The organism is Acidobacteriota bacterium (genome assembly GCA_039030395.1).
Taxonomy (GTDB): Bacteria; Acidobacteriota; Thermoanaerobaculia; order Multivoradales; family JBCCEF01; genus JBCCEF01.
Genome location: JBCCEF010000020.1, coordinates 1 through 26,359, shown reverse-complemented (window position 1 = coordinate 26,359; position 26,359 = coordinate 1). Strand labels below are relative to the sequence as shown.

The 26,359-nt window shown below is 66.6% G+C and carries 20 protein-coding genes and 1 tRNA gene; 16 read left to right on the top strand and 5 right to left on the bottom strand.

Annotated features, from left to right (window positions below; genetic code table 11):
- Positions 1–62: 62 nt before the first annotated feature.
- On the top strand, positions 63–1,112 hold the full coding sequence (locus tag AAF481_16035) for a hypothetical protein (protein ID MEM7482687.1): 1,050 nt from the start codon (positions 63–65) through the stop codon (positions 1,110–1,112).
- Positions 1,109–3,820, top strand: coding sequence for a lantibiotic dehydratase (locus AAF481_16030; GenBank protein MEM7482686.1), 2,712 nt, complete (start codon positions 1,109–1,111; stop codon positions 3,818–3,820). The genes AAF481_16035 and AAF481_16030 overlap by 4 nt, the downstream gene beginning before the upstream one ends.
- Here the strand turns inward: AAF481_16030 and AAF481_16025 are convergent.
- Positions 3,817–5,130, bottom strand: a complete 1,314-nt coding sequence (locus AAF481_16025; GenBank protein MEM7482685.1) for a hypothetical protein — start codon at positions 5,128–5,130, stop codon at positions 3,817–3,819. The two genes, AAF481_16030 and AAF481_16025, sit on opposite strands and share 4 nt — an antisense overlap.
- 197 nt (positions 5,131–5,327) lie before the next feature.
- Between AAF481_16025 and AAF481_16020 the strand changes: the two genes are divergently transcribed.
- Entirely contained in the window at positions 5,328–7,241 is a 1,914-nt protein-coding gene (locus AAF481_16020; GenBank protein ID MEM7482684.1) for an amino acid--tRNA ligase-related protein, read from the top strand.
- On the opposite strand, the gene AAF481_16015 is transcribed toward AAF481_16020, so the two are convergent.
- Complete coding sequence (locus AAF481_16015; protein ID MEM7482683.1) at positions 7,236–8,786, bottom strand: hypothetical protein; 1,551 nt, start codon at positions 8,784–8,786, stop codon at positions 7,236–7,238. The two genes, AAF481_16020 and AAF481_16015, sit on opposite strands and share 6 nt — an antisense overlap.
- 458 nt (positions 8,787–9,244) lie before the next feature.
- On the opposite strand from AAF481_16015, the gene AAF481_16010 reads away from it, so the two are divergent.
- The 12 genes from AAF481_16010 (at position 9,245) to AAF481_15955 (ending at position 21,461) form a co-directional block, all read left to right on the top strand.
- Entirely contained in the window at positions 9,245–9,424 is a 180-nt protein-coding gene (locus AAF481_16010; GenBank protein ID MEM7482682.1) for a hypothetical protein, read from the top strand.
- 266 nt (positions 9,425–9,690) lie between these two features.
- Positions 9,691–10,518: a phytanoyl-CoA dioxygenase family protein gene (locus AAF481_16005; protein MEM7482681.1), complete on the top strand. Its 828-nt coding sequence runs from the start codon at positions 9,691–9,693 to the stop codon at positions 10,516–10,518.
- 31 nt (positions 10,519–10,549) lie between these two features.
- Positions 10,550–12,106: a class I adenylate-forming enzyme family protein gene (locus AAF481_16000; GenBank protein MEM7482680.1), complete on the top strand. Its 1,557-nt coding sequence runs from the start codon at positions 10,550–10,552 to the stop codon at positions 12,104–12,106.
- 26 nt (positions 12,107–12,132) lie between these two features.
- The gene (locus AAF481_15995; protein MEM7482679.1) at positions 12,133–13,566 is read left to right on the top strand and encodes a pentapeptide repeat-containing protein; all 1,434 of its coding nucleotides are present in this window, start codon (positions 12,133–12,135) and stop codon (positions 13,564–13,566) included.
- The gene (locus AAF481_15990; protein ID MEM7482678.1) at positions 13,563–14,243 is read left to right on the top strand and encodes a PIG-L deacetylase family protein; all 681 of its coding nucleotides are present in this window, start codon (positions 13,563–13,565) and stop codon (positions 14,241–14,243) included. Before AAF481_15995 ends, AAF481_15990 begins: the two co-directional genes overlap by 4 nt.
- On the top strand, positions 14,236–15,657 hold the full coding sequence (locus AAF481_15985; protein MEM7482677.1) for a UDP binding domain-containing protein: 1,422 nt from the start codon (positions 14,236–14,238) through the stop codon (positions 15,655–15,657). Before AAF481_15990 ends, AAF481_15985 begins: the two co-directional genes overlap by 8 nt.
- Positions 15,654–16,484 carry a sugar phosphate isomerase/epimerase family protein gene (locus AAF481_15980; GenBank protein ID MEM7482676.1) on the top strand — a complete coding sequence of 277 codons (831 nt, stop codon included), beginning with the start codon at positions 15,654–15,656 and terminating at the stop codon, positions 16,482–16,484. Before AAF481_15985 ends, AAF481_15980 begins: the two co-directional genes overlap by 4 nt.
- On the top strand, positions 16,481–17,236 hold the full coding sequence (locus AAF481_15975; protein ID MEM7482675.1) for a class I SAM-dependent methyltransferase: 756 nt from the start codon (positions 16,481–16,483) through the stop codon (positions 17,234–17,236). Before AAF481_15980 ends, AAF481_15975 begins: the two co-directional genes overlap by 4 nt.
- Positions 17,217–18,392: a methyltransferase domain-containing protein gene (locus tag AAF481_15970; GenBank protein ID MEM7482674.1), complete on the top strand. Its 1,176-nt coding sequence runs from the start codon at positions 17,217–17,219 to the stop codon at positions 18,390–18,392. Before AAF481_15975 ends, AAF481_15970 begins: the two co-directional genes overlap by 20 nt.
- Entirely contained in the window at positions 18,389–19,588 is a 1,200-nt protein-coding gene (locus AAF481_15965) for a DapH/DapD/GlmU-related protein (protein MEM7482673.1), read from the top strand. Before AAF481_15970 ends, AAF481_15965 begins: the two co-directional genes overlap by 4 nt.
- 8 nt (positions 19,589–19,596) lie before the next feature.
- Positions 19,597–20,358, top strand: coding sequence for an aspartate/glutamate racemase family protein (locus tag AAF481_15960; GenBank protein ID MEM7482672.1), 762 nt, complete (start codon positions 19,597–19,599; stop codon positions 20,356–20,358).
- Positions 20,355–21,461 (top strand): hypothetical protein, encoded by a 1,107-nt coding sequence (locus tag AAF481_15955; protein MEM7482671.1) that lies wholly within the window; start codon positions 20,355–20,357, stop codon positions 21,459–21,461. Before AAF481_15960 ends, AAF481_15955 begins: the two co-directional genes overlap by 4 nt.
- Before the next feature lies 1 nt (position 21,462).
- On the opposite strand, the gene AAF481_15950 is transcribed toward AAF481_15955, so the two are convergent.
- From AAF481_15950 to AAF481_15940, 3 genes are all read right to left on the bottom strand, one after another.
- Entirely contained in the window at positions 21,463–23,025 is a 1,563-nt protein-coding gene (locus AAF481_15950) for a lysine--tRNA ligase (protein ID MEM7482670.1), read from the bottom strand.
- A 103-nt stretch (positions 23,026–23,128) separates the two neighbouring features.
- Positions 23,129–24,094, bottom strand: a complete 966-nt coding sequence (epmA, locus tag AAF481_15945) for an EF-P lysine aminoacylase EpmA (protein ID MEM7482669.1) — start codon at positions 24,092–24,094, stop codon at positions 23,129–23,131.
- A gap of 2 nt (positions 24,095–24,096) precedes the next feature.
- Positions 24,097–25,818 carry a PQQ-binding-like beta-propeller repeat protein gene (locus AAF481_15940; GenBank protein MEM7482668.1) on the bottom strand — a complete coding sequence of 574 codons (1,722 nt, stop codon included), beginning with the start codon at positions 25,816–25,818 and terminating at the stop codon, positions 24,097–24,099.
- 221 nt (positions 25,819–26,039) lie between these two features.
- Between AAF481_15940 and AAF481_15935 the strand changes: the two genes are divergently transcribed.
- Positions 26,040–26,126, top strand: a tRNA-Leu gene (locus tag AAF481_15935).
- Positions 26,127–26,359 lie beyond the last annotated feature (233 nt).

The following is a 26,359-nucleotide window of genomic DNA, read 5'->3' as shown; positions in this document are numbered from 1 at the left end:
AAATATTCTTTTGGCGACTTCAATGCTCCCTGTAGGCCGGGAAGCCAAGGAGGAGAAGTGCCGTGGTAGAGGCGGCGCAACCTCCGAGAGGCACTCGCGAAGGCGGCGCGTCCACCGACCCCAACCTTTCCGCCAATCTCTATGCCGCGAGCGTCTTGGACTCCGCAGCGCTCGAGGTTTTGGTGCCCCTGCGCAGCGAACTCGAGGCTCTACCCGACGAGGCGCTACTGTGGGCTATGCGCTATGCCCGCAATGGCGAGCACCTCAAGATTCGCATCCACCTTCCAGAATCGGAGGTCGACGCTATTCGCTCCCGGATGCTGTCGTTGACCGAAGGGTTCTTCGGCCGACTGCCGCCGGCCGACGACGAGGCTCGCCGGCCCTCCCGGTCGGAGTCGCCGCCGATCGACGGTAGGGACTTTGGCGACGAGCCGGCGCCGGACCGGTCCCTCGACTTCACCGACTACCGCTTGACCAAGATCTCCTTCGGCGGTGAACCGTACCTGGAAGACCCCGCCTACCGCGGACTGATGGTGCGCGCCTTCGATCGGGGATGCTCGATGTTTCTCTCCGAGCTGGCGGATCAGCGGGCGGTGATCGATCATCCGCGACGCCAGCGCTTGATGTGGCGGGCGATGATCCAGGCGGCCTACGCGCTCGGCCTCTCCCCCCAGGAAACCGCCGCCTACGCCGCGTACCACCGCGACTGGTTGATCCGTTCACCGCTGCTGCGCGAAGGAAAAGAGGAAGACCAGGGCCAGGAGTACATCGAGAACCTCGAACGGTTGGCGTCGCGCAACGCCGGCGCCGTCGAGGTTCTGCGCGAATCGATCGCCGTGGAGGGACCGCGGGAGCCGGTACCGGATACCCCCTGGGGCGCGACCCTCCTGCGGATCGCTCGCCACGTCGACGGCCGCTACGACGACTCGGGTATTCAGCTCGATCCCTTCGCCGCCCAGCCGTTTTTTCCACCCTTGATCAAGGTTCTGCACGGCTTTGCAAACCTCATCGGCCTCAAACGGCTCGATCAGGCCTTCGCGCTGCATCTCATCGTCCGCGCCGCGGCCGAGAACCTGGAACCTTTCCAAAGGATCCACCTCACCCCTCCGTGAAGGACATCGAGACGACGGACGAGTCTCAGCAGCCGCCTTTGCTGGCGGCACGCATCGCCGGCCAGTCGGCATCGCCCGCCGACCCATTCGACGGCCGACGGCTCGAGCCGCTGCTGGCTAGGCGGCGAGATCTCGTGCGGCAGCTCGATGCCCGGCGTGCCGGTCTGATCGAAGCACTCTTCATCGCCGTGGGCAATGCGCCGCCGGAGCACCGGAGCCCTTTGCTGCGGCTCAAGCGCGACCTGTTCAACGGTCGCCCCCCGGGCGGCGACTGGCGGGAGATGCCGTCGGAGGTCCTGCCGGATTCGACGCGCAGTGCTCTCAGCCAGCTCGCCTCGCTGGCAACGCACCTCCACGCGGTCGACTCCGACCTCGATGCCACCTACCGCCAGTGCTCGCGCGCCGAGGACGCCTTTCTCGTTTCCACCCTCGATCAGCCTGCCTTTCGCCGCGCCCTGGCTCTCTCGTCGCAACCGCTGGCTTCGCGCCTGGCGGCGGTGCGAAAGACCCTGCTGCAGGGCCGCGGCCGTAAAGCACGACGCGCCCGCGCCAGCCTGGTGCGCTACTGGAGCCGCGGCGTCTTCAAGCTTTCGCCCTTCTCGACCTTCACCCGCTGGACTCGCGCCGGCTGGTCGCCGCCTGCCGGAGGCAGCGCTCGGCCGGACTCTCCGGAGGGAATCCAGCTGGTCGGGTGTCCGGGGGAGTGGGAGGAGCGGTCGCTGGTGAGGGTACGGCGCTACCTGGTCGAGCAGATCGAGGCGGCGTGGCTCGCGTCACCGGAGGTTCTGCGCCAAAGGCCCGTTCAGCTCAACGATTCCCTTCGCCACCTGGAGGGTGACCGCCACCGGTTGATTAAACCGGTGCGCTGGCTTCCAAAGAGCGAAGATCAGAACTTGCGCCTGCGCCGCATCGGCGGGCTGCCGGCGACGGTGACCATCGATCCGACGATCGTCGAGTGGCTGCGTCAGCCAGTTGCCGATGCCTCGACGCTGGGAGATCTGGAGGACAAGCTGTGCGGAGAGTTCGGCGGCGATCGAGAACGCTCGCGGAGCCTCCTCGACCGGCTGGTTGCAGCGGGCGTGTTGGTCCTCACCGCACCCTGGACAAGCGCCGGACCGCGCCTCGAATCGAGCATCGCCCACTGGCTTGGCGGAGTCGAGGGCGATCCGGGGAAAGACGCCTTCGCCACCTGGCTGGCGGCGGAATCGGCCTTCGCCACCTGTGAGGAGCCGGTCGATGCCGCCCGCTCGATCGACCGGGCCGTCGAAGAGGCTTGGCTTGTCGCCGGACGCGCGGCGGGCTATCCGGCGACGACAACACTACATCGCTACAAGCGGTCGGAGACCTACGAAGACGTCGCTCTCGCCGCCGCCGATGCGCCGACGCCAGTGTTGGGGCGAGCGGAGGACGCGACGATCTTGCTGCGTCAGGTGGAACCGTGGTTCCGCGTTCTCGACCTTCTCTCTCCCCGCTACGACATTCTGCTGACCCTACGGGAAATCGCCCGCCGCGAATGGCCGGAACGCGACGAGGTGGCCGCCCTCGACCTCTTCGAGCACGCCCTACCGCTCTGGCCCGCGGTGCGTCGGACCTTGGGAGAAGGGGCCGACCCGAGCGATGGACACGGCTTCAACCCACTGGCTGTGGCTGACCTCGACAAACTCCAGAAACAGCGCCGGAAACTGTGGCGTGCGCTCCCGGAAATGAGCCTGGGCGACGCCGGCACGGCCGGCGAGGCGGTGATGTCTCGCCGAGGCCTCGAGGCCCTGCTAGACGAGCTGCCGGGCTGGGTGACCCCGCTGTCCGGCCCATGCCTGTTCGCCCAGCCAATCGGCGGCGAAGGCGGGCGCTGGATGGCCCATCGGGTCTTCGAGGGCACCAGCCGCTATCCCGGCCGCCTTCTGCCAATTCTGGAACGGGCCGACCGTCGGTGCATCGCCAACGGTTTCCGCATGGGCCCGGGGACCGGCCTGCGGAGGCTGGGTCAGAATCCACTGGGAGGGGAGCCCGTCGACCTTTATTCAAGCCAGGGTGACACGCTCAACGTTCACGAGGTTCCGACCGAACGTGCCCTATGGCTACCGGGAGAAACGCCGCCGGTAGCGGTGGACCGGGGAATTCCACTCGCCTCCCTGCGGGTGCGCTTCGACGATTCCCTGCCGGTCCTAGTCGATGCGGCGGGCTGGCGCCTGTTGCCGCTCCATCTCGGCGCCGCCACCCTCGCCTTCATGCCGTCGTTGATCGGTTTCCTAGCGCAGTTCGGGCCCGGTGAGATCCGCAGTCGCACGCCACCCCAACCGCGGCGCACCGACGGCCAGGTCACGCACCTCGACCGGGTGGTTCTCGACCGGTTGGTGCTGGCGCGCCGGCGTTGGGTGGTGCCGGCGGCGGAGCTTGCCGACATTCTGCAGCGACCCGGCGCCCAGGCGCGTGTCGGCCTCGATCGCTGGCGACGCCTTCACGGCGTCGCGGCGCGAGTCTTCGTCATCGAGCGGGTGATCTTTGGAGACAAGCAGACCTTCAAACCACAGTTTCTCGACCTGCGGTCGCCAACTTTCCTCGAACTGCTGGCAGGCATCGTCGAACGGGCCGGCGGGCCGGTGGAGTTCGAGGAAATGCTGCCCACTCCCGAGGCCTTTCCGATGGACGCCCGGGGGGAACGCTGGGCGACGGAACTGGTGTTGGACTCGTCCTGCCTGAGGGCCTAGCCTCGTTCCAGGCTCTCGGTGGTCAGCGCCAGGAGGTGATCCAAGGCGGAGGCCACTTCCTGTCTTGCGAGGGTGCCGCCGGTGAATCCCTGGGCCAGGCGGCAGACCACATGTTCCACCGGCGAGTAGGGCACATCGTCCGGTGGCCCCGGCAGCCTCTCCGGCAGGGCCTCCAAAGCACCTTCCAGGTGCTTCTTCGAAAGCGTCTCCAGTGGTTCCGCCCGCCAGTACCGAGGATCGAGAGCACGATTCGGATCCGGCTGCACATAGGCATCGCTATCCGGATTGATCGTGCCGCCCCAGTTGCTCGGCTGCTGGAGCACCAAGCTGAGGAGCGGCCCGGTGAAGCGGTCGGAGAAGCGGAAGCCACCGAAGTCGAGCAGCAGTGGTTCAACCCCTTCCTCGAAGCGGGTGAACTGGACGGCGACCCCCTTGAAGCGAATGAAATCTTCACCGGGTTCGGCGTAGGTCCGGAACCGCTCCCACAGGCCGCGGGCAACCCCCGCGGGAGTGTCTCCCGGAACGAATCCCCCGAGGTGGGCACAGAGAAACTCCAGTCTCCCGTCCGCGTGCCGCTTGAGCTGGAAGGTTCCCTTGTCGGAAGTCGAGGTGATGCCGTAGCGCCGGAGTTCCAGCTCGGTGTCGAGCATCAGCTGTTGGCCTGGGCTGCCGAGCAGCGGAAAGTCCCAGCCCTTGACCTGCCGGCGGTGGGCCTGCCGAACCAAAATCCCCGCCGGCCAGGTATTGCCCTCGCTGTCGCGAACGGCGAACCCGCCATCGAGGGCTCCGTACACCGGCAAACAGTTCACCGAACTGCCGGCGTACCGCAGCACCTTCTCGACCACCCGCTGGATCAGAACTTCGTGCAGAACCCCTTCCAACCACTGCAGTCCGTTGCTGTAGTTGAATAGGTTGGCTTCGGGCACCACCCCCGGCTTGACCCCGACCGCCTTCAGGCTGAGCAGGCCGCCGCCTTCGATGGGATCCACGTAGTCGCTGGCAACGGAGCGCAGGGGAACGGAGAAGGCGCGGCCGCCGCGCGGCAGGCGGTACACGGTCACCGCCACGTCGCGGATCGGGATCCGGGTATTGGCCACTTCCTGCGCCGCCTGGGTGGCGGAGATCAGTCCGCCCTGCCGGGCCAGCCAGGTGTGCCAGCCGTCTGTCGTCGTCGGCGCATCGGGAAGGTGGCCGAAGTCACGCCGCAGCGCCGGCACGTTGGCCCAGACGGCCTCCGCGCCCGCGATCGGATGGGCGGTCTCGGCCTCGAGCTTGGGGTCGTCGAGATCGGAAGGGCGTCGAGGAATCATCCGGCTCCTGAGGGAAAAGAGAGAAGGGATCGCGGCGACGCAGTGAGATGACGCAAGGGCACCAGCGCATATATTTACCTGAACGCCAACGGTCTACGCAACCGCTGCCCGCGACCGAACCCTGCCGTCGTCGGCCGGTTGCACCGAATGGCTGTGGACACCCGGCTGGGTGAGCCCTCCGGCCCTCCCGTGGCAGAATGAACGCTCTGCCGCTACTCTACATAATGATGGATCATTTACATCCTGGGGAAGATCCCTACGCCTTCGGCCGAAGCTTCGCGCGGCAGTTGCGCACCCTCCACCAGACGGGTGAAGAACTGCGGCAGGGCGAGGAGCATCGGCTGACCCTCGGGCCGACTGGATTGCCCGCCCTGCTGCTCTCTCTACCGGAGGAGTTGATCGAAGGTGGAGACCGCTGGTCGCTTCTCCAACTCTCGACCGCTTGGCTGTCGCGCCTCCGTGTACAGCCAGCGGTCTACCGGTACGGCAAGTCCGACCTGCCGGGCCTGTTCGCCGATGCGCGAGAAGGAAAGCCGTTGAGCCCTGCGGGGGAAGGCGTCAAGGAGGGTGACCTCGGCCCTCTGGCCGCGGAGTTGCTGTGGATCGACCATCCCAAGAAGCGGCGATCGGCCTTCGACCTGTTGACCGGCTTGCTCACCGGCTACGGTGCCTCCTCGAACGTCTTGCCGCTCTACGCCGCCCGCCACGGGCTCCGCATGGCGGCGCAGAAGGGTTGCTCGCCCGATCGACGAAAGGCCCTGACCGACTGGGCCGTTCGGCTTTTGGCGGCCTCGCCCCGCCGCCGCGATGTCCATGAGTTTCTGCCGGAACTGAACCCGCAGTGGGCTACATCCCGACCTTCCTCGGCCCTCCCTCCCGACGTCCACAGCGAGCCGGTGGCGGCGACCTTCACTCCGCACCTCCTTCCTTCGGAGGAGGCCGCGGAGAAGCTGCTGGAGGATCCGACATCGACTTCGACCGTGGTGGCGGGTCGCGTCGTTCACCTGCGGCGCCACCGCACCGTCGCCTTCATCGATCTGGCGGCCGGCGGCCGGCGGTTCCAGATCGGACTCCCGGCGAATCTTCCAGGAGAGGCTCGGACCGAGCGGATTCGGATTCACGACTACCTGGTGACCGAGGGCTCTCTGGAGCGCTCGCGGGCCGGCACGCCGACCGTGTTCGTGACCAAGATGTTATGCCACATACCCTGCCAGCTTTCGCCCCAGGAGGCACCGGTCTTTTTCGACCGCTACCGCCTGAACCACGGCGTGGCAGGGGTTCTGTCCACCCTCCGCACGGGCTTCCGGCAAGCCGGCTTCATCGAACTCTCCACCCCGGTGCTGGAGCGAGGATTCTTCGGTGGCCGAGCCCGGCCCTTTCGAACCTGGGTCGCGGCCGACGAACGCTGGGGCTACCTCCGGCTGACCTTCGAGAAGGGACTGAAGGCGGCCATCGCCAGCGGGATCCCCCGATGCTTCGAGATCGGGCCGAGCTTCAGGAACGAGGGAAGAGATGCCGCTCACAGCCCGGAATTCACCCTTCTCGAAGCCTACGCCGCCCTCGCTTCGATGGACGACATGGCGGCCCTCGCCGTGCGACTGATCCGCAACCTCTTGCCGGACCTGCCGGAGGCCGTCGAGGTCAGCGCCCGGGACGCCTGTTATCAAACCCTGGGCGTCGACCTGGAAGACCGAGAAGCTGTGGCGGACGCTCTAGAAGCCGCGGGCCTGGAGTCGGATGAGGTCGAACGGGGGAGGATGACGCTGACCAAGCGCGCGGTACGCCAGCTCGACGGCATGGTGGTCCTGACGGACATCCCACTGCACCGGAGTCCGCTGTCGGCCCAGCCAGGAGAAGAAGCAAGTCTGTTCTGGCTGGTGGTGAACGGCGAAACCTGCGGCGAGATCGTGCGCGAAGAGCTGAGCGCCTCGCGGGTGCGGGAGGACTTGGCGAACCACGCACGCAGCCATCCGATGGTCGAACGGAACGACGAGAGTTTCGTTCGCATTCTCGAAGCCGGCCTACCGCCTTGCGTCGGACTCGCCCTGGGCGTGACGCGGTTGTGCGCGGCGGTCCTTGGGGTCGACAACGTCAACGATTTATCTCTATAGGTCCGGCGGTGTGATTCGAACCACGGTCGACGCAAAAAGGGCCTCGCTTTCCACCATCATGCATACCCCCACGTCGACGATGCCTCGCATCCCGACGCGCACCAAATTCAGCTCCCGATCGGGTTGACCCGCGCTGTCGGCGGGCCAGGGCAGAGCGCGGCGGCGATCGACCCGTTGAGCCTTGAGGATAACGCCAGCGGACCAGCACCTTGCCGGCCGGGTGCCGACCCATCGAAGGCCGGTCTCTGTTCGGTGCAGCGCCAGGGCGAATCCCCCCGGAACATCGGTGACAATGCCGCACACGGCGCAATTCAGCACCAACCGATCGGCGATTCCTCGGCCGGAGAACCGCGCCCGGGCGGCGAACACCCGGTTGTCCGGAAGACGGCAACTCGGGCAGGTCCGAAAGTTGCCGAGTGGAACCGTAGCGGCGAATTCTTGCCAGTAGGCGCTGGCCAGCGGATGGCCTCGGCCGAACCAAAGATCGATCGCTGCTTGCCGCAGGCGCGGTCCCGGCGCGTCGCCTCCCCGCTCCGGGTCACCGCCGTCTTGCCGAGCCCGACGATATTCGCCGATCTCGTAGAGCAGGCGCGATCTCACGGCAGTATCGGCTTGCTCCAAGTCACCCTGAGACCAGAGAATGAGGAAGGGAGTGCCATCGGGCTTCGGATCTTTGCCGGTACCGGCTGCGATAGCTCCCCGTATTTTCGGCCGTGAACCGAAGATTTCTGCCCCCGATGGGCCTCCGGGGCGTCCTGTTCGCAAAGCGGGATCTCCAAGAAGACAGTAGCCTCCGTTGACCGAGAGATCGGGTCGCGCTCGCAGAGCCTGAGCCAAGGCTTGGCCGACCGGGACCCCCGAATTGATGCGGCGGGCCAGCGATTCCAGCCAGACAGGATCGACGGTCTGCACTCGCCACGCCGTCACCACCGCTCCGATGCGGTCGCTCTGCAGGAAGCGGCGCCCCAGCCCATGGGCAGCGCCCACCACGGTTCCCGCCGGAAGGAATCCGAGGCAGGAGGCCCAGAGCAGTACCTTCGCCGAGATGTCACCGGGAGAAAGCAACGCCTCTCCCCCGATCGCTTCGTCGTACGGCAGTTCCAAGCGGTGACAATAGTTCTCGATCTGGCAGCCGTTTCTCTCCTCGCGATCACCGAGCTCGCGCAGACGCTGCGGGTAGGGGCAGAGAGTGTTTTTCTCTCCGAGTGAAGCGTCGACTCCGTCACCGTGAGCGACAACGGTCAGGACATTGACACCTCCCCCAAGTAGAGTTCGAACCTCGGCTGGCTCCGCGTTTCCGCCGAGAACTTGCTCCTCCTCTCTCCCTCGGCCGAACGGCAGGGTGCCGTAGATGGCGGCATCGGAGGGTTCATTGAAGCCGCTCAAGCAAAGGGCAGCCGACCGAATCAAGATCTGCTGGCGAAGGTCCTCGGCATCCTCCGCCAGCAGGAGGCCGGGAGCGCTGTCGTCGAGATCTCGATAGCTCCGGTGGAGGAAGGACGGCGTCGCGTGCTGGAAGAATCCAACCAAGACGGCCGGCTTCATCGACGGGCTGGAGGCCGCCGGAGCGGACGTCCTACCGGTCAAATGTGCATACAGCCCAGCGAGAGGCTCTACTTCAGGGCTCAGAGAGCCAACCGATCGGGATCGGCGAAAGGGCGGAGATCTCACAGAATCACCCTCTGTCTCCACCGACTCGAGCAGTTTGCAAGAGGCGCCAAACAGCCCAGCCAAACGATCCAGGCGCGCCTTGTCGTCGGCCCCGCCGAGTGGCCAGACCGGTCTTCCCCGAGGGTCGATGAGTCGCGCCACCGGGTTCGACGCATAGGCGCAGAGAAGGTGGGAAGACGACCCGCCTGGCTCGTTCATGAAGATCCGCCAGCAGCGATCGGCCCGCGGCACGAAAGGCGGGCAACGGCGTTGCAAGTCAAGTCAAAGCGTGATAACAACATCTGCTTAGTCGCCTGAGATTTAAATCAGTGCAATTTTAATGGGAGGCAACTATGCCAGAGATTTCGCAGGAAGTGCAGGAACTGCTGGTCGAACGAGAGGCAATCATCGCGGATCTGCTCACGGCCCGCCAAGGTTTGGACGAACAACTGATCCGGTTGAGTGAGGTCAAGAAGAAGTTGTTCGCCAGCGGAGAAGTCGCCGCCATGCTTCCTGACGTCGTGCGCTGGTAAGGCGTCCTCGAGGTTTGTTGCACGCCGGCCTGCGGCTGGAATGGCCGAGGCCGGCCTTAGTACACCCGCTCGTTTGTTCTAGCCCTGGTCCTTCCGCAAGACCTCCTCGGACAGCAGCTCCCCACGGAATCTTGAATAGCTGATTCAGCAATGCTTGACAGTGATGGTGCGAAGCGATAGAAATCGAATGATCAATACAGACGTGTATACGCCGTGATGCGTCGCCCGCCTACGGCCCCCTAATCTCTAGCACCCGGTGGAGAATCTTGCGGCTTACCGAGCACCAGAAGCACTTTTTCGACACTTTCGGATTTCTTCGTTTCAACGGCCTGATGGCCGACTGCATCGACGAAATCACCAACGCCTTCGAGCAGGTGTGGGTAGACACCTCCGGCCATCACGGTTCGCCCCACGACGGCACCAAGCGGTCTCTGATCGTCCCGTTCATCGACCGCCATGAGCGCTTGTGCCGGCTGCTCGACGACGAGCGGATCCATGGCATTCTCAGCGGTCTCTTGGGTCCGGACTTCAACTACTGCAGTTCCGACGGCAACTACTACGTCGGCGACACGCCGTATCACTCGCGCCCATACTTCGGCGGCCTCAAGGCCCTCAAGGTGGCCTTCTACCTGGATCCCCTGACCGCCGACACGGGCTGCCTGCGGGTCATCCCCGGCAGCCACCGATATGGGGACTCCTATGCCGACTCGCTGCACGAGACGGCCCCGGAACCGGAGGAGGCCTGGGGAATCGAATCATCGCAGGTCCCGGCCATCGCTCTCGAAACCCGCCCCGGCGACATTCTGGTTTTCAATCACGGCGTGAAGCACGGCGCCTTCGGCGGCGGCAGCTATCGGCGGCTGTTCGTGATCAACGCCGCCGAGCACTGTCCCGACGACAAGCTCGACGGTTTGCGCACCATGATCAGCTCTTTCGCGCGCTTCTGGATCGACGAGTACTACGGCAAGACGATGATCGAGACCGCCGACGAGAAGCGCATGCGAAACCTCCAGCAGATCATCGACAACCAAGGTCACCTTCCCGCCCTCGCGGCCAAAGCGCGATCGGAGATGTCGGAGCCGTCTCGTAAGTGAGCACCGATCGCGGGTACCAGCTTCTGTACCGATGTCTCCTTGGGTCCCCGGCGAGGGATGGCGGGTGAAGGTGATCGCCCGGCGCCTGCTCGAAATGGCGGCTCACCGGCCGCACGGGCTGGCGCTGGTGGACGCAGAACCGTCCGGGGCGGATCCATCCGTCGACTACCGGACACTGGACCGAGGGTCGAACCGAATCGCAGGCCTCCTCAGCGCCCGTGGGGTGAGGCCCGACGAGCCGGTAGTGGTGTTCACCTCCAATCGGGTGCGCGACGTCGTCGCCCTGCTGGGTGCCTGGCGGGCCGGCGCCGTAGCGGTACCGGTACACCGCTCGAATGTGGCGGCTACGGTAGAGCACGTCTTCGCAGCGACCGGCGCTCGGCTGGCCGTCGGTTGGGACGAGTCGGCGAAGGCTCCGGTGCCCGCAAGCGCCGCGGTAGACGGAGAGGTGCTGAGGTTGCGGCAGGAGCCGCCCGCCGCTCGAGACGAGCTGCGCGACGGCCTCCTCGTGGTCTTTACCTCCGGCACGACAGGCGTTCCGAAAGGCGTCGTCCTTTCGGATACCGCCTTCGCCGGCAAGCTCGACGCGATCGACCGCGTGCTCACCTTTCGCGATAGCGCCCGCACCTTACTGGTGCTGCAGCTCAATTTCTCCTTCGCCCAGTGGGTGTGCCTGCTGACCTTGAGCAAGGGCGGCACCGTATTCGTCCTGCGCAAGTTCGCCGCACCACCGTTCCTCGAGAGTCTCCAGCGCTTTGACATCGACTACACGGCGGTGGTTCCCACCATGCTGCGGGCGGCGCAGCCGCCGCTCGAAGGGCCGGCCAGCGTACCCCTTGCAGGGTTGCGCGAACGCCGCTCCCCGCGGCTGATCATCGCCGGCGGTGAGCCGCTATCGGCGGACCTCGGCCGGCGCTACGTTGAGCTGCTGCCGGACAGTCAACTGACCGATGTTTTCGGATTGACCGAGACCTGTACCTCGGACTTCATCGTGCCCCCGGAACGCTATCCGGAATGGGCGGGGAGCATCGGCCGGCCGAGTCCCAACGTCGACTTTCGTCTCGTCGACCCGGAAACCGGCACCGTCGTGCCGGCCGGGGAGGAGGGCGAGTTGGAGATTAGGACCCCCTTCGCCATGACCGCCTACCTCGGGGCTCCGGATCTCACCCGGAGCAGCTATCGGGACGGCTACTTCCGTACCGGCGATCTGGCGGCGATCGACGACAACGGCTGCGTCCGGCTGGCCGGTCGCCGCAAGGACGTGATCATTCGCGGCGGCAACAAGGTGTCTCCGCTCGAGATCGACAACGTCCTCGTTCGGCACCCTGGGGTACGGGCTTGTCTCTCCACGGGGGTGGAGGATCCGGACCTTGGACAGCGGATCCATACGTTGATCGTGCCGCAGGGAGAACCACCGGAGGAGGATCGGCTGCGGGAATGGCTATCGCTACGGCTCGAGAAATACAAGGTGCCGGACCGGATCCATCGGGCCCTCGAACTTCCCCAAGGGCGAACGGGCAAAGCCGACCGGCGAGCCCTTCGCGAGTGGATTGAGTACGATAGCGCCCTGTCCTCTAAGAGAAACTGAAACGATCGCTTTGAAGGGAAAAGGGAATGCTGTTGCCGCAAACTTCTGAAGTAGAGACCCTGCGAGGCCTGGCCGAAGCCGAAGACCGCGAAGGCGCCATCGCCGAATCGAGCCGCTGGACGGAGGAGCGCATCGCCGCTTCCGGTCGCGGCCTGGACTTGACCGAGGCGGCGCTGGAGGGTCTCGATCTCTCCGGCTTCGATCTTCGCCGCAGCATTCTCAACCGAGCCCTCCTTCACAGCACCAACCTGAGCGGCGCCAACCTGCGGGAAGCGAGCCTCATCTGCCCCGGAATGGAGCGGGCCAACTTCAGTGGCGCCGATCTCACCGGCGCCTACATGCACGCCTTGGCGGCTCAGGTGGTCAACTTCGAAGGCGCTGACTTGACCGACCTGGTGGACGCCACCGGAGCGCTCTTTCACGGCTGCAACCTGGCCGGGGTGCGGGCCTCCGGCGCGGTCCTCGCCGGCACCACCTTCTACCAGTGCGATCTCAGCCGAGCGGACTTCACCAGCGCCAATCTCCAGGGGGCGGCGATCAACGAATGCGTGCTCGATCAATCCAAGCTGGAGAGCGCTCTGGTCTCGCAACTGACCATCACCAAGTGCCGCATGCAGGACGTCGATCTGCGCCACGCCAGCGGCCAGGGCTTGAACCTGCAGCGGCCGACGAGCTGCGACGGCCTGCTCCTGGACCACGCGAATCTGCCACGGCTGCGCTGCGATGAGGTCCACGGCGATCGCCTGAGCGCCGTTCGGTTCACCGCCGTCGGAGCGGACTTTCACGGCTGCCGCTGGAGCGCGCCATCCTTCGCCCACGCCGACCTGACCCATTCCAAGTGGCTCTCCTGCAGTGCCGACGGAGCGGACCTCCGAGGCGCCAAATTGAGCGGCGCCTCGATCCGCGATTGCTCCCTCACGGAACCCTGCCTGGAGGGCGCCTCAGGGGAGAACCTACAGGTGGTGGAAAGCGACCTGAGGGGCGCGAAGATGGCGCATTTCGCCGGTCGCTGTGCGGTGTTTCGCGATGCTGACCTGGAAGGCGCGGATCTGCGCCACGCCTATCTCTACCGGGCGATGCTGACCGGCGACCCACCGCTGGCGATGCGGATGAAGGGAGCCAATCTCGATTCCGCCGTTCTCGGCCAGGCGTATCTGACGGCGGATTTGCGCGGCGCCTCGCTGCGCAATGCCAACGGGGTCTATGCCCGCCTCAATCAGTCGGACCTGACCGGCGCCGATCTGGCGGGCTTCAACGCCTTCCAGGCGAGCATGGTCAAGACCCACCTCACCGGTGCTCGCCTGCACGGTCTGTCGGCGCCGATCTTCATCGACCGCTGCCCGGGCTTCGCCGAGGCCATCGCCCAGACCCGCCAGGAGGATCCGGAGGCAGCAGGGCTCGAATCCTTCGTCCGCACCCTGGCCGAGGCCCTCAAGGCGGCCCACCGGGGCTCCACTTGATCGGCCCCGGAGCGGTGGGCAAGGCCTTGATCCTGGCGGCCCATCCGGACGATGCGGAGTTGGCCGCCGGCGGCACCATCGCCTACCTGCGATCTCGCGGAACGGCGGTGACGGTGGCGAATTTCACCACCTCGGCGTATTCCGAGGAAGGGTTCACCCGGCGCCGGCGGGCGGCCGAGCGCGCCGCCCAGATCCTCGGCCACCGGCTGGTGTGGGTCGAAGACGGCCGCCTCAATCAGGTCGAAGACCTCCACGAATACGAAACCGTGCGCCTGCTCGACGCCCTGGTCGAGGAGGAGCAGCCGGACCTGATCATCGGCCCCTGGGAGGGCGATTCCCACGGCGATCACGTGCAGCTCGCGCGCGCCGCCCTGGCGTCGTCGCGGCGCTGGTCCGCAAGCCTGTTCGCCTGCTCGCCGAGCGAGTTCCGAACGCCCTGCTTCCATCGCTTCCAACCGAACGTCTTCGTGGACATCACCCCCTTTCGCGATCTCAAGATCGCCGCCATCCGGGAGTTCAACTTCGACAGCGACGACTACCGGGAACTGGCGTTCGATCAACTGAGTCGCCAGTGGAGCTATTTCGGCGCTCTCTGCGGCTGCGACTGCGCCGAAGGATTGATGCTCCTGCGGCAGCAATGGCCGGCGGCGGCCGGCACCGGAGGTGACCATGTCTGAGGTCGACACTCCGCGGATCTCCAACTACGGCGACCTCCTGCGAACGGGACGCTTCCGGGTAGCCGTTTGGGGAGTGGGGTATATCGGCTATTCGAGCCTGATTCACTTTGCCGAGGAGGGCGTGGCGGGCATCGCCTACGATCCGGACGAGGCTCGCGTTGCGCAGGTCCTCGGTGGCGAGTACCCGGTGCCGGGGCTCGAAGATTGGCTCCGGATCGACCCCAAACCGCTGGTCGAAAAGGGCCTCCTGTCCGCCACCAGCGACCCGCAAGCGGTGCTCGGGGAAGAACAGCTCGTGGACCTCGTCTGCGTGCCGACGGAGCGCGAGGGGCGTCCGTGGTCCTTCCCCTTGAGCGACGTGATGACCCGCCTGGCGAAGTCCATCGCGCAGCAACAGGACCGCCATGTACGGCCGCGGCTGGTGATCGTCGAGTCGACCTTGGAACCGGGCACGGTGGATCGCCAGGTGCTGCCGATTCTCGCCGAGCACGGCGTCGAAGCGGGACGGGACGTGTTGCTCGGAGTGGCGCCGCGGCGCGACTGGTTCGTCGACCCCAGCCGCACCCTGAGAACCCTGGATCGCATCTACAGCGGCCATGGACCGGGCGGCGCCGAGGCGGTGGAATCGGTGCTGGGAATCCTCTGCGACCGGCTGCATCGGGCCTCTTCCTATCGCGTCGCCGAGCTGGTGAAATGCGTTGAGAACGCCTACCGGCACGCGGCCATCAGCCTGGCGAACCAGCTCACCCTCGGCTTCCCGGAAGTCGACATGGACGAAGTGCTCGACCTGGCGAGCACCAAGTGGAACATGCAGCGCTACAGCCCGAGCTTCGGCGCCGGTGGCTACTGCATTCCGCTCGCCGGCCAGTACTTGCTACAGGGCGCCAGCCGTCCGGACAGTCTCGGCATCCTACGCGCCGCCTTCGACGGTGACCTGCAAATTCGCCAAGAGGTGGCGGAATCGGTGATCCGGCGTGGTCGCCGGAGCGTCGGCATTCTCGGATTGGCCTACCGCGGCGATCTCAAGGTGTCGGTGATGAGTCCGAGCCTGCACATCGCCGAAGTGCTGCGAACCCGCGGCGTGCCGGTCAAAGTCAGCGATCCCTACTACAGCGCGCGGGAGGTCAGGGACCTCACCGGCCTGGAGACCTTCGACCCGGCGGCGACCCTCGACGAGTTCGATACCTTGATCGTCAACACAGACCACCGGCGCTATCTCGAAAGGGATGTCCTCGAGACGGTGCAGTCCATCTCGCGCGACTTCCTGATTCTCGACAACTACGGCATCTGGAAAGATCTCACCTGGCCCTCGGGTACCCGCTACTACCGCGCCGGAGCACCCGGCTGGCTCGCATCGCTGGACGATCGGCCGGAAATCCTTGCGGCGGTCAACGCCGGGTCCGGCCGGCCGTGACCCGGGTCGGGGTCTCGACCGGCGTTCTGACCGACAAGCGGGACCTCGACACCCTGCTCGCCTTCCGGCCCGAGGTGGTCGAGTTCTACAACTATCCGACTTCTGCCCTGCCGTGGATCGCACGGATCTGCTCGGACCACGGCATCCAGCCGGCCCTCCATACGCCGGTGCCCTACGACCAGCCGGAGCCGCTCCGGCGCTTCGCGCCGACCGGGCCGGACCCGGAAGAAGTCCGCCAGGCCCGCGACCTGGCCCTCGCCACCCTGCGCTGCGCAGCAGAGCTGAGCGCGCTGCACGTGGTGGTGCACTATCCGAGCCCATATCCGGAGGCGCACGGTGAGATTGACCGCGCGGCGGAAGCGGACTTCCTCGCACCGCTCGCGGAGGAGGCCGATCGCAGCGGCGTGCCGCTGTTGATCGAGAACCTGTCGGCCCATCCCACCTGCCGCCTGCCGGAGCACTACGAAGAGCTCCTAGAGCGCTATCCCGAACTCGGCTTCTGCCTCGATTTTGGTCATGCTCACGACACCGACTCCGTGGCCGGCGTGCCCCGGTTCGCTCAGGCCCTCGGCCGGCGGATCCGCTCCTGCCACGTGTACAACACCAAGAACGACGGCGCCACGCCCCACGAGCCCTTTTCCCGTCATCACCGCGCCGCGGACGGCTGGCTGAACCCGCGGGCCGCCGTGGCGGCGGTGCTGGAACATGCCGACCCGCCGGTGCTGATCCTGGAACCCCGACCTCTCGCAGCCGATGAAATCGCCGCCGCGGTGGCCGGAGCGGACTGGCTGCGGGAACTGGTGGCCGCCGGCGAGGATCGGCAATGAGTGGAACCGACGAGCCGAACCTGCCAGGGCCGGGGGAAAGCACCCGCGCCCTGGATCGCCGCTATCTCGACCGGCCTCCGGGCGAACACCACCGGCCGTACTTCGACTTGATTCGAAGCCGGATGGCCGATCGGCTGGCGGCGGCGGAACCGATCTCGGTACTCGATATTGGCAGCGCCAACGGCGCCTTTCTGCACTTTCTCCTCGCGTCCTACCCCAATGTGCGCGCGGTGGGCATCGATGCCCTCCCTGAGCTGGTGGCCTACGCCACGGCCCAGGTCCCCGCCGCCTCCTTTCGGGTAGGGGACATCCGCGACCCGGCGACGCTGCCCGCGGAGCGCTTCGACTTCGTCACCATGCTCACCCTGCACAGCCATTTCGACCACCTCGATCCGTGGTTCGAAGATGTCCTCGGCCGGGTCGCTCCCGGAGGCAGGTTGCTGTTGTTCGGCACCTTCAACCCGCAGCCGGTCGATCTGCTGGTGCGGCTGCGGCAGGTGGGGGAGGGAGAGGCCCTCTGGATGCCGGGCTGGAACATCCACTCCCGGCAAACCTTCGAAGACCGGCTGTCGGCCCTCGGCCTGCGTTTCGCCTTCCACGAGTATCGGCCGCCGGGGAAGCTGCTAGAGCAGCCCGACCCCCTACGCAGCCGGCCGGCGGTTCTCGACGGCCGCGAGGTGTTGGTCAACGGGGCTGGGTTGATCTTGCCCTTCGCCCTGCTGGAGATCTGGATTGACCCCTCCGACGACTGACGACGGTCTGCTCGGCCTGCTGCGGAGCCCCCTCACCGGTGGCCCCCTCCGCGAGGTCGCACCATCGCTCCTCGACGACGGCGAAACCCTGTGGCCGGTGCTCGATGGCATCCCGTACCTACGCCTGGGACGGGACGAGCTGCGCGGTGCCGCGGTCCGGGCACTCCAGCGCCAAGATGCCGAAGACGCCCTGGCGTTGCTGCTGGCGGACCGCAAGGACGAGACCATTCCGCCGGCCGATCCGGAGAGCGTTCGTCGTGCCCTCAGTGCTCCGACCGCCCGCCAGGCGATGACGGAGCTGGGCTACGGCTCCCTCGCCGAGTACTTCCTCCACCGCTGGTCCCACCCGAGTTATCTGAGCGGCTTGGCGCTGCTTGAATCGCACTCCGCGGCGGGCGAATCCCTCTTCGAGGTCGCCTGCGGCGCCGGGCATTTTCTGCGCCCCTGGCTCCTCGCTGGCGGCCGGGCGCTGGGGGGCGACACCGTCTTCTCTCACCTTTGGCTGAGCCGCCGGTTCACCGCTCCCGACGCCCGGCTGGTTTGCTTCGATGCCGAAGGACCCTTTCCCTTCGCCGACGGCGCCGCGTCCCTCACCTTTTCCAACGACTCCTTCCACTATTTTCGGCGCAAGGCGCACGTTTTCGCGGAGCTGCAGCGGATTTCCGCCGGCGGCCGGGTTCTGCTCGGCCATGTTCACAACGCCGCGCAGCGGAACTTCTCGCCGGGAGAGCCGCTGCCGATTGAGGAGTATCAATCGATGCTGCAACCGGCCGTGGCGTACGACGACGCGGAACTCGCCCGATCCGCCCTCGAGGGGCGGGCCGCCCGTCCGGCCACGGTGGAGGATCTTTCGCCGGCCGCGGCGGCGGCCTTCGTGTGTGGCCCCGCGGCGGTGGGGGAGGGGCCGGCCCTGGTGCTGCCGCCGGCCGGAACCGCCCTCGACGTGAACCCGCTCCTCTCGCCGGCCGGTCCCCGCTGGCCGAACCAACGCTTCGAAGAGGAGTTTGCCCGCTCCTGGGTCTACTTGAGCGCTATGAGATATCCTCCAAAGGCCATCATTGAAGCCGCTGCACGGGGCGAATTCAGCGCCGAGGCAGAGATCGAAGGGCTCTGCCGAAAACGAACCTTGCTCAACCTGCCGGAGAGGTGGTTATGACCGAAAGAGGCGCCTCAGGCACCCCACCGCGCCGGGTCGATCCGGCTGCGCTGCCGGCCTCTTGCCGAGTGGGCAGCGGGTCGCGGATCTTCGCCGGCGATCTACAAGTGGGGGAGGACGTGGTGATCGGCGACAACGTCACCCTGGTCGGGGATCGCGTCGTCCTCGGCTCCGGCGTCACCATCGACTCCGGCTGCGACCTTCGGGCCGGGGTGTTGGAGATCGGCGAGCGGTCGGAAATCGCCCCGGACGTTCAGGTGCTGGTGGCGGAATCCTTCCTCCTCGGCATGGCCGCACGGGTTTCGTCACGGGTGCGCATTCTCTGTCGCGATTTCTCCGCCGGGCGGCTCTACTACATGGGCGACGAGGCCTGCGTCGGCTACGGCGGCACCACCACTTCGACGGCGCGGGTGAAGATCGGCCACCACGTCACCATCGGCCAGCACTCGATCCTCAACTCGAATCACCTGATCGAGATCGGAGACGACGTCGGCACCGGCTCCTATCTCGCCCTGTGGACCCACGGCTACCACTTCGGACACGGTCCGCTGGAGGGCATTGAGCCGGCCTATGCGGCTATCCGCGTCGAGCGCAACGCCTGGCTGGGATTCCAGGTCACCCTTCTGCCGGGGGTCACGGTGGGGGAGAACTCGATTCTCGCCGCCGGCTCGGTGGTGACGCGGAGTATCCCGCCCAACGTCCTCGCCGCCGGAGCGCCGGCAAAGGTCAAGAAGGAGCTGGGCGATCAGAGCGTGCGGGGAGCCGAAGCGGTCGAGGCGGTAGCGCGAGTGCTGCGCGCCTGGCAGCGGGAGCTGGAGTGGAAAGGCTGCTCCGTGACCGGCGATTTCGAGCGGCCGGAAGGCGCGGAGATAACCGTTCGCCTGGCCGACGGCTCGGGATCCACCCGCGTGGTCCTGCTGGCGGACGGTCAGGGGGTGCCGGAACGCCAGGCTGACGCCGAGACCCTGGTGCTGGTCACGGTCGACGAGCGGCCGGAGATCGGCGCCCTAGCGGATGCGAGTACCAGCGTTTTCCACCTGCGGGCGGGTCGCCTCCGCGGCGCCCGAACGCCTGTCGTCGAAGATCTGCGCGATCAGTTTCGCCGCTACGCCATGCCCTGCGGCGACGACCGCACCTTCTCCTCCATCGAGCCCCAGCCCTTCGCCCGGCTGCGGGCGGTGACCTCCGGCGGATGAGTTTGACGATGGCCCTCTCGACGAAGGACCTCGCAGCCCGGAGAGGCGCTTCCCCGGAGCCCCGAGTCGTCGGCCTGCTCGGCGGCATGAGCTGGCCGTCCTCGGAGGTCTACTACCGTGAAATCAACCGGGCCGTGCAGGCGCGCCGCGGCGGCTCCCATTCGGCCCGCGTCCTGCTCTGGTCGGACGACTACCGCACCGTTGAACAGATGCAGCTTGCCGGCGACTGGGCCGGGGCGGGGGAGCTGTTGGCCTCGGCGGCGCGGCGCCTCGAAGCTGGCGGCGCCGATTTGCTGGCCATCGCCTGCAACACCATGCACCGAGTGGCGGCGGCCGTGCGCGAAGCCTCGAATCTGCCGTTCATCGATCTGGTCGAAGCGACCGCCCGGGAGGTTCAACGTCATGGAATCTCCCGCGCGGTGGTCCTCGGCACCGGTTTCACCCTCGATCTGCCGCTCTACCCGGAGAGGTTACGGGCCCACGGCATCGAGCCGATGCGGCCCGCCGCCGGCGATCGCGCCCTCCTCGACCGCCTGATCTATGACGAACTCTGTGTCGGCGTGGTGACCGATGGGGCTCGACGGAGGCTGGCCGAGCTGATCGAGCGCGCCGTCGATCAGGGAGCGAACGGGGTCGTTCTGGCCTGCACGGAACTGGGACTGATCGCCGACCGGGCCACCGTCGCCGGCGCTCCCATCGTCGACTCGACCCAAGCGCACATCGCAGCTCTGGTGGACGCCTCCCTCGAGCCGCTGGAGGCGACCTCGTGACGGAGCCCATCGTCAGCCCCTGGCGGGAAGACCTGCCGGAGATCGACAGCGCCGATCTCGAACGCCGGCGCCGGTTGCCGGAATCGCTCCTCGAAGCCCTGCGACGGCACGGCTTTCTGCGCCTGGTCATCCCGCGCCGTTACGGCGGCCGGGAAGGCGATCTGCGGTTCGTTATCGACCGACTCTGCGACCTCGCCCAGCGCGATGCCTCGACCGCCTGGAACGTCATGGTGTGGGTGCAGGGGCAGATCGTGCTCGCCCGGCTGCCCCTCGCCACTTATGAACGGGTGTTGGCCAATGGCCCCGATGTGCCGGTGGCCGCCACGGCGGTCGGCTCCGGGCGCCTTCGCCCCGAGGGCCAAGGACTCCGGCTCACCGGCCGCTGGTCTCTCACCTCGGGCATTACTCACAGCCGTTGGGTCTTGGTGCACTGTGACCTTGACGACGGGGAAAGCTCCCGTATGGTGGGAGCGCTGTTGCCCCGCGAGGCGGTGGAAGTGGAAGACGTGTGGCACGTTCTCGGGCTGCGGGCGACCGGCAGCAACGTGATCCACGCCCGGAAGGTGCGCCTTGCCCACACCGATCTCTACGACCTCGACGGCGACATCTGCGCCACCGCCACCGCTCACAGCCGCCTGCCCATCCGGCCGTCCTTTTCGCTGCACCAGGGTGCCGTGGCCCTGGGCACCGCCGAGGGGGCCGTCGCCGACCTGCTCGCGCAGTTCGCCGACAAGGGAGTGGCGCCAGGCGGAGACGGCGACCGGCAGGCCCTGCTTCGCCTGGAGTTGGGCACCCACCGCGCGGACCTCGACGCGGCGAAGGCCACTCTTCTCTCCTACGCGGACACCGCCTGGGAGCGGGCGTCGCAACACCAGCCGCTAGAAGAGAAAACGCACCACGGGATGTGGGCGGCCGGCGCCCATGGCGTGCGGGTCGCGTCGGAGGTGGTGCAGTGGTGCTTTCGGATGTCCGGGCCGGCGGGGCTGTACGACGGCCATCCCCTCCAGCGGCGCCTGCGCGACATGTTCACCATCGCTCAACACGGCAATGTGGCACCGAGTCACTCGGCGTCCCTGGGAGGGGCGCTGCTGGCCGGTGAATGATCTAGATCTTCGACTCGATCAAATCGATCGAGTTCTCCAGCCCGAACACCTTGAAGAAGGTGCCCATCCGCGGCCCGGCGGACTGACCGATCAGGCATTCGTAGAGAGCTTGGAACCAGTGCCGTAGGGACTCGAAAGGGTAGGCCTTGCCCACTTCGTAGACCACCGTCTGAATGTCTTCGGCGCTCGCCTCCGGATCGAGGGAACGCAGGCCCTTCGCCAGCTCACCGAAGGCTTCGGCTTCCAGCTCCGAAGGGGTGCGTAGCTTCAGATTCGGCTCCACGAAGTCGGCGTAGTAGCGCACCGCCCGCTTCAAGAGCCGCTCGGTCTCTTCCGACGGATGTTTCGGCGAGTCCGGCAGGTAGCGCCGCACGAACTGCCACAGTTCGTCCGTTTCGCGCACGTGCGCCACGCTCGCTAGGTTGAGTAATACCGAGTAGCTCAGGCCGAAGGACTCCGTCGGCACGTCGCCGCTGTGAATGTGGAACAGGGGATCGTTGATCTGCTTCTCCGGCGGCAGCTTGGCGAAGCCTTCCTGGTGCTGCTGGTATTCGTCCATGGTGCGGGGTATGACCCCGCTGTGCAGGCGCTTGGCCTTGCGCGGTTTGCGGTACAGAAAAAGCGAAAGGCTCTCCGGCGTGGCGTAGGCGAGCCACTCGTCGATGGTCAAGCCGTTGCCCTTGGACTTGGAGATCTTTTCGCCCTTCTCGTCCAGGAAGAGCTCGTAGGTATAGGTCTCCGGTGGGCGGCTGCCCAGCACCCGGGTGATTTTGCTCGACAGGATCACCGATTCGAGAAGATCCTTGCCGGACATCTCGTAGTCCACCGCGAGGGCGTGCCAGCGCATCGCCCAGTCGACTTTCCACTGGCACTTCACCCGGCCGCCGGTGACCTCGACGGTCTGCCGCTCACCGGTGGCGTCGTCGAAGGTGATCGTCCCGGCCGCCGCGTCGGTCTCAAGAATCGGCACCTGCAAAACCTCACCCGTGGACGGACACAGCGGCAGGAAGGGCGAGTAGGTGGCCTGGCGCTCCGGGCCGAGGGTGGGGAGGACCACCCGGCGAATATCCTCGTGATGGCGAAGCACCGCCAAGAGGGCCTCGTCGAAGCGCCCGCTCCGGTAGCACTCGGTCGAGGAATAGAATTCGTACTCAAAGCCAAATCCGTCGAGGAATGCGCGCAGCCGGGCGTTGTTGTGGTGGGCAAAACTCGGGTACTCGCCAAAGGGATCCGGCACCTGGGTCAGGGGCTTTCCCAGGTGCTGGGCGATCCGTTCTTGCTGCGGGATGTTGTCCGGCACCTTGCGCAGTCCGTCCATATCGTCGGAATAGCAAATCAGCCGGGTCGGCAGGTCGCTCAGAATCCGGAAAGCGTTCAGCACCATCAGGGTGCGCGCCACCTCGGCGAAGGTGCCGATGTGGGGCAATCCCGAAGGCCCGTAGCCGGTCTCAAACAGCACGTAGCCCTTCTCCGGCGCCTTCTCTGCGTAGCGCTTGACCAGGCTTCGGGCCTCGGCGAAGGGCCAGGCGGGGGACGAAGCGGCCAACTCTTTCAAGGGGTGCATAGGGAAGCTTTCCAACGTGATCGGGTAGGGATTCTGTGACTCCGCGGCGGCGGTTTCGGCGGCCCGCGACTGGAAGCTTCGTACCCTATCAGGCCGCGTGCGGTCAGGACCGCTCCATCGGGAAGGCGACCACCTCGTCAATATGGTCCGCCCCGGTGGCCAGCATCACCAGCCGGTCCACACCCATGGCAATGCCGGCGCAGGGTGGCAAACCCGCTTCAAGGGCGGCCAGCAGGTGCTCATCGATCGGCACCGCCGGCAAGCCCACTCTCGCCCGCGCCCGCAAATCGTCCTCGAAGCGGCGCCGTTGCTCCAGCGGGTCGATCAGCTCGTGATAGCCATTCGCCAGTTCCGTGCCCTCGACGTACACCTCAAAGCGTTCGGCGACCTCCACGCCGTGCCGCCGCACCACCCTCGCCAGGGCCGCCTGGGAGGCGGGGAAGTCGTCCACCAGGGTCGGCCGCCCAAGGCCGAGGTGCGGTTCGACCACCTGGCTCATCAGCAGCTCCAGCCAGCCGTTGCGGTCCTCCTCGCCGAGGCCGACGACGGCGAGGCCCGCCCGCTCTGCGGCGGCGGCCAGCGAGGCAGGGGTTGCCGTGTGCGGATCGATCCCCACCTGCTGCTCGAAGACGTCCCCGTAGCTGGCGAACACCGCTGGCGGCGTGCCGAGGATCGCGCTCAGGAAATCGCTGACCTCGGCCATCAGGGCCCGGTGATCGAAGCCGACGCGGTACCACTCCAACAGGGTGAACTCCGACGCGTGAAGATGGCTCCGTTCATCGTCCCGGAAGGCGCGGCCGATCTGGAAGATCGAGCCGCTACCGGCCGCCAGCAGCCGCTTCATCGCGAACTCCGGCGAGGTCTGCAAGTAGAGGTCACGCGCCCCACCGCCCATTCGAACGCGGGTCGAGAGGCTGTGCAGATGAAGATCCGTCACCGTCGCACCGGCAAGCAGCGGAGTCTCGACTTCGAGGACTCCGCGCTCGGCAAAGAACGAGCGCACCTTGGCGAGCACCTCGGCGCGGGCCACCAGGGCCTCGTGGCTCGCCGTCGGCCGCCAAACCTCCATTGTCAGAGCCCGTCCGCCATCGCTAGCCGAAAAGCGGCCATCTCGCGATCGTTGCGCACCAGCAGATGGTCGCCGACGAGCACCGGGTGATTCCAGGTCTTGCTGGCGAGGGCCGGAAAGCGCGCGACCTCGGCAAAACCGTCCGGTTTGGCCTGCACCAGGGCCAGTTCGCCCTGCTCGGAGATCACCAGCAGAAGGTCCTGCCGCGGCAGCAAGACGAGTTGCCCGCTGCCGTAGCGGCCGCCCTTCCACTGACGTTCGCCGCTTTCCAGCTCGATGCAGGAGAGGATCCGCCCGTCGAAACCGTAGGCATGGCCCCGGTGGACGACGAAGTCGCTGAAGTAGGGCTTCAAGCCTCGCGACGTCCAGAGCTCCTCCGTCGCCCAGCCCTCGGAGCCCTGGTCGACGGCGATCCGACGGATGCCACTGCCGGCGTTGACGCTGATCAATACGTCGCCTTGGTCCGTCAGAGCGGGCTGCAACACCGGGTCGCCCGACCAATCATGCTCCCAGAGCAACTTGCCGTCCGCCACCGCAACGCTCACCAGGCCCTTACCGCGAAGCTGCAAAATCTGCTCGACGCCTCCGAGGGTCAGCAGATGGGGCGAGCTGTAGCCGCCCTTCAGGTTCGGACCGAGCCACCGTGGCTCGCCGGAGTCGAGGTCATAGGCCGCCAGCGCGCCGGAGGCCGCCACCACCACCAGGTCACCGGCCACCAAAGGTGAACTGGCAAAGCCCCAGGTGGGCGGGTTCACCCCGGTATCGGCGGCCACGTCACGGGACCACAGACGGGAACCGTCCTCTGCCCGCAAAGCGTTGAGAACGCCGGTGGCACCGAACGAGAAGATCCGTCCCTGATGGAGGGTCGGCGTCCCCCGGGGGCCAGGACCGGCGTTCGACTCCCAAAATCGCACCGGGTCCCGATGCCTCCACACCGGCTCGCCGGTGGTCAACTCATAGGCTGAGACCACTTCCTCTTCGCCGCGTTGCTCCTGGGTGTAGAAGACCCCGTTCGCGACGGCGAAAGAGGACCAGCCCGGGCCGACCGGCCGCCGCCAAAGCTCCATCGGTGGGGAAGCCGCCCAATCCGTCGCAATCCGTTCCCCGGGCACATCACCGTTTCGATCCACCCCCCGGAACCCCGGCCAGGTACTCCCCAGATCTGCCTCCGCCACCGAGCCCGTTGCAGCCACCTCACCCCGCGCCAGCAACCGCTCCTCCGGCGTGTCCGCCCACCGCCACATGAACTCCGACTCGGCGTTGCCGGTCATCCCCGCGGTCTGGACCAGCGTCCACACTCCACAGCCGAGGGCGATCGCCCCCGCCATCGAAGCCCAGCGCGCACGGACCGAAAGACCTCGAGAGGCCACCGTCCAGACGACGAAAGCCAAACTGATCACCGGTACCGAATAGACGATGAACATCAAACCCATCATTCCGGTGGCGATCGACGGATGGAGCAAGAACCACGCCGACACCATCAGCACCACCAGCAAAGCGACCGCCCCAAAGCGCTCCGCTCGCGGCGCCCGGCTGAAGAACATCCACCAGACGACGATTCCCAGCCCGCAGAGCAGCGCCGCCATCGCCCCGATTGGAACGGCGGCCGGAACGATCAGCGGCAGCCCGAAGCGGGCCAGCCACTGGGTGACGACGAGGACGATGCCCGGCCATAGGCGGAGGGGATGACCTGGGGTCCGTGGTTCTTTCGCAGATGGATTCATGGTCTTGTCCTCACAAGAAGCGGGCGGAAGAGCTCACGCTACCCCTTACTGGGTCGTCCACCGATACGTTCCACTCTCTCACGGACGGACCGAGGATCGGCCTCCGGAGCTTGGGATCGGCCTTCGGAGCTTACGCGCTAGGTCACGAGGGAGTGGGCGTCCTCCCCGCAGAGAGCTTCCCTCTCGAAGGGCTGCTGCTTCGTGAGAGACTGCGGCTTCGTGCCGGAGTGGCGAAACGGGTATACGCAGGGGACTTAAAATCCCCCGGCTGCAAGGCCTTGCGGGTTCGAGTCCCGCCTCCGGCACCAAGTCCGAAGAATTCGGACTTGGTGGCGAAGGCGGGTCTCGGCGACATTGTCCGCGCCTTCGACGCGGACAAAGTGGGACGAGTCCGGCGACATTGTCCGCGCCTTCGACGCGGACAAAGTGGGACGAGTCCGGCGACATTGTCCGCGCCTTCGACGCGGTCAAAGTGGGACGAGTCCGGCGACAATGTCCGCGCCTTCGACGCGGTCAAAGTGGGACGAGTCCGGCGACAATG

Bases quoted from the DNA above. Each gene is read 5' to 3' on its own strand.
- AAF481_16025 (MEM7482685.1), bottom strand. From the start codon at position 5,130: ATGATTCCTCGACGCCCTTCCGATCTCGACGACCCCAAGCTCGAGGCC.
- AAF481_16020 (MEM7482684.1), top strand. From the start codon at position 5,328: ATGAACGCTCTGCCGCTACTCTACATAATGATGGATCATTTACATCCT.
- AAF481_16015 (MEM7482683.1), bottom strand. From the start codon at position 8,786: ATGAAGCCGGCCGTCTTGGTTGGATTCTTCCAGCACGCGACGCCGTCC.
- AAF481_16010 (MEM7482682.1), top strand. From the start codon at position 9,245: ATGCCAGAGATTTCGCAGGAAGTGCAGGAACTGCTGGTCGAACGAGAG.
- AAF481_16000 (MEM7482680.1), top strand. From the start codon at position 10,550: ATGTCTCCTTGGGTCCCCGGCGAGGGATGGCGGGTGAAGGTGATCGCC.
- AAF481_15995 (MEM7482679.1), top strand. From the start codon at position 12,133: ATGCTGTTGCCGCAAACTTCTGAAGTAGAGACCCTGCGAGGCCTGGCC.
- AAF481_15985 (MEM7482677.1), top strand. From the start codon at position 14,236: ATGTCTGAGGTCGACACTCCGCGGATCTCCAACTACGGCGACCTCCTG.
- AAF481_15975 (MEM7482675.1), top strand. From the start codon at position 16,481: ATGAGTGGAACCGACGAGCCGAACCTGCCAGGGCCGGGGGAAAGCACC.
- AAF481_15965 (MEM7482673.1), top strand. From the start codon at position 18,389: ATGACCGAAAGAGGCGCCTCAGGCACCCCACCGCGCCGGGTCGATCCG.
- AAF481_15960 (MEM7482672.1), top strand. From the start codon at position 19,597: ATGGCCCTCTCGACGAAGGACCTCGCAGCCCGGAGAGGCGCTTCCCCG.
- AAF481_15950 (MEM7482670.1), bottom strand. From the start codon at position 23,025: ATGCACCCCTTGAAAGAGTTGGCCGCTTCGTCCCCCGCCTGGCCCTTC.
- epmA (MEM7482669.1), bottom strand. From the start codon at position 24,094: ATGGAGGTTTGGCGGCCGACGGCGAGCCACGAGGCCCTGGTGGCCCGC.
- AAF481_15940 (MEM7482668.1), bottom strand. From the start codon at position 25,818: ATGAATCCATCTGCGAAAGAACCACGGACCCCAGGTCATCCCCTCCGC.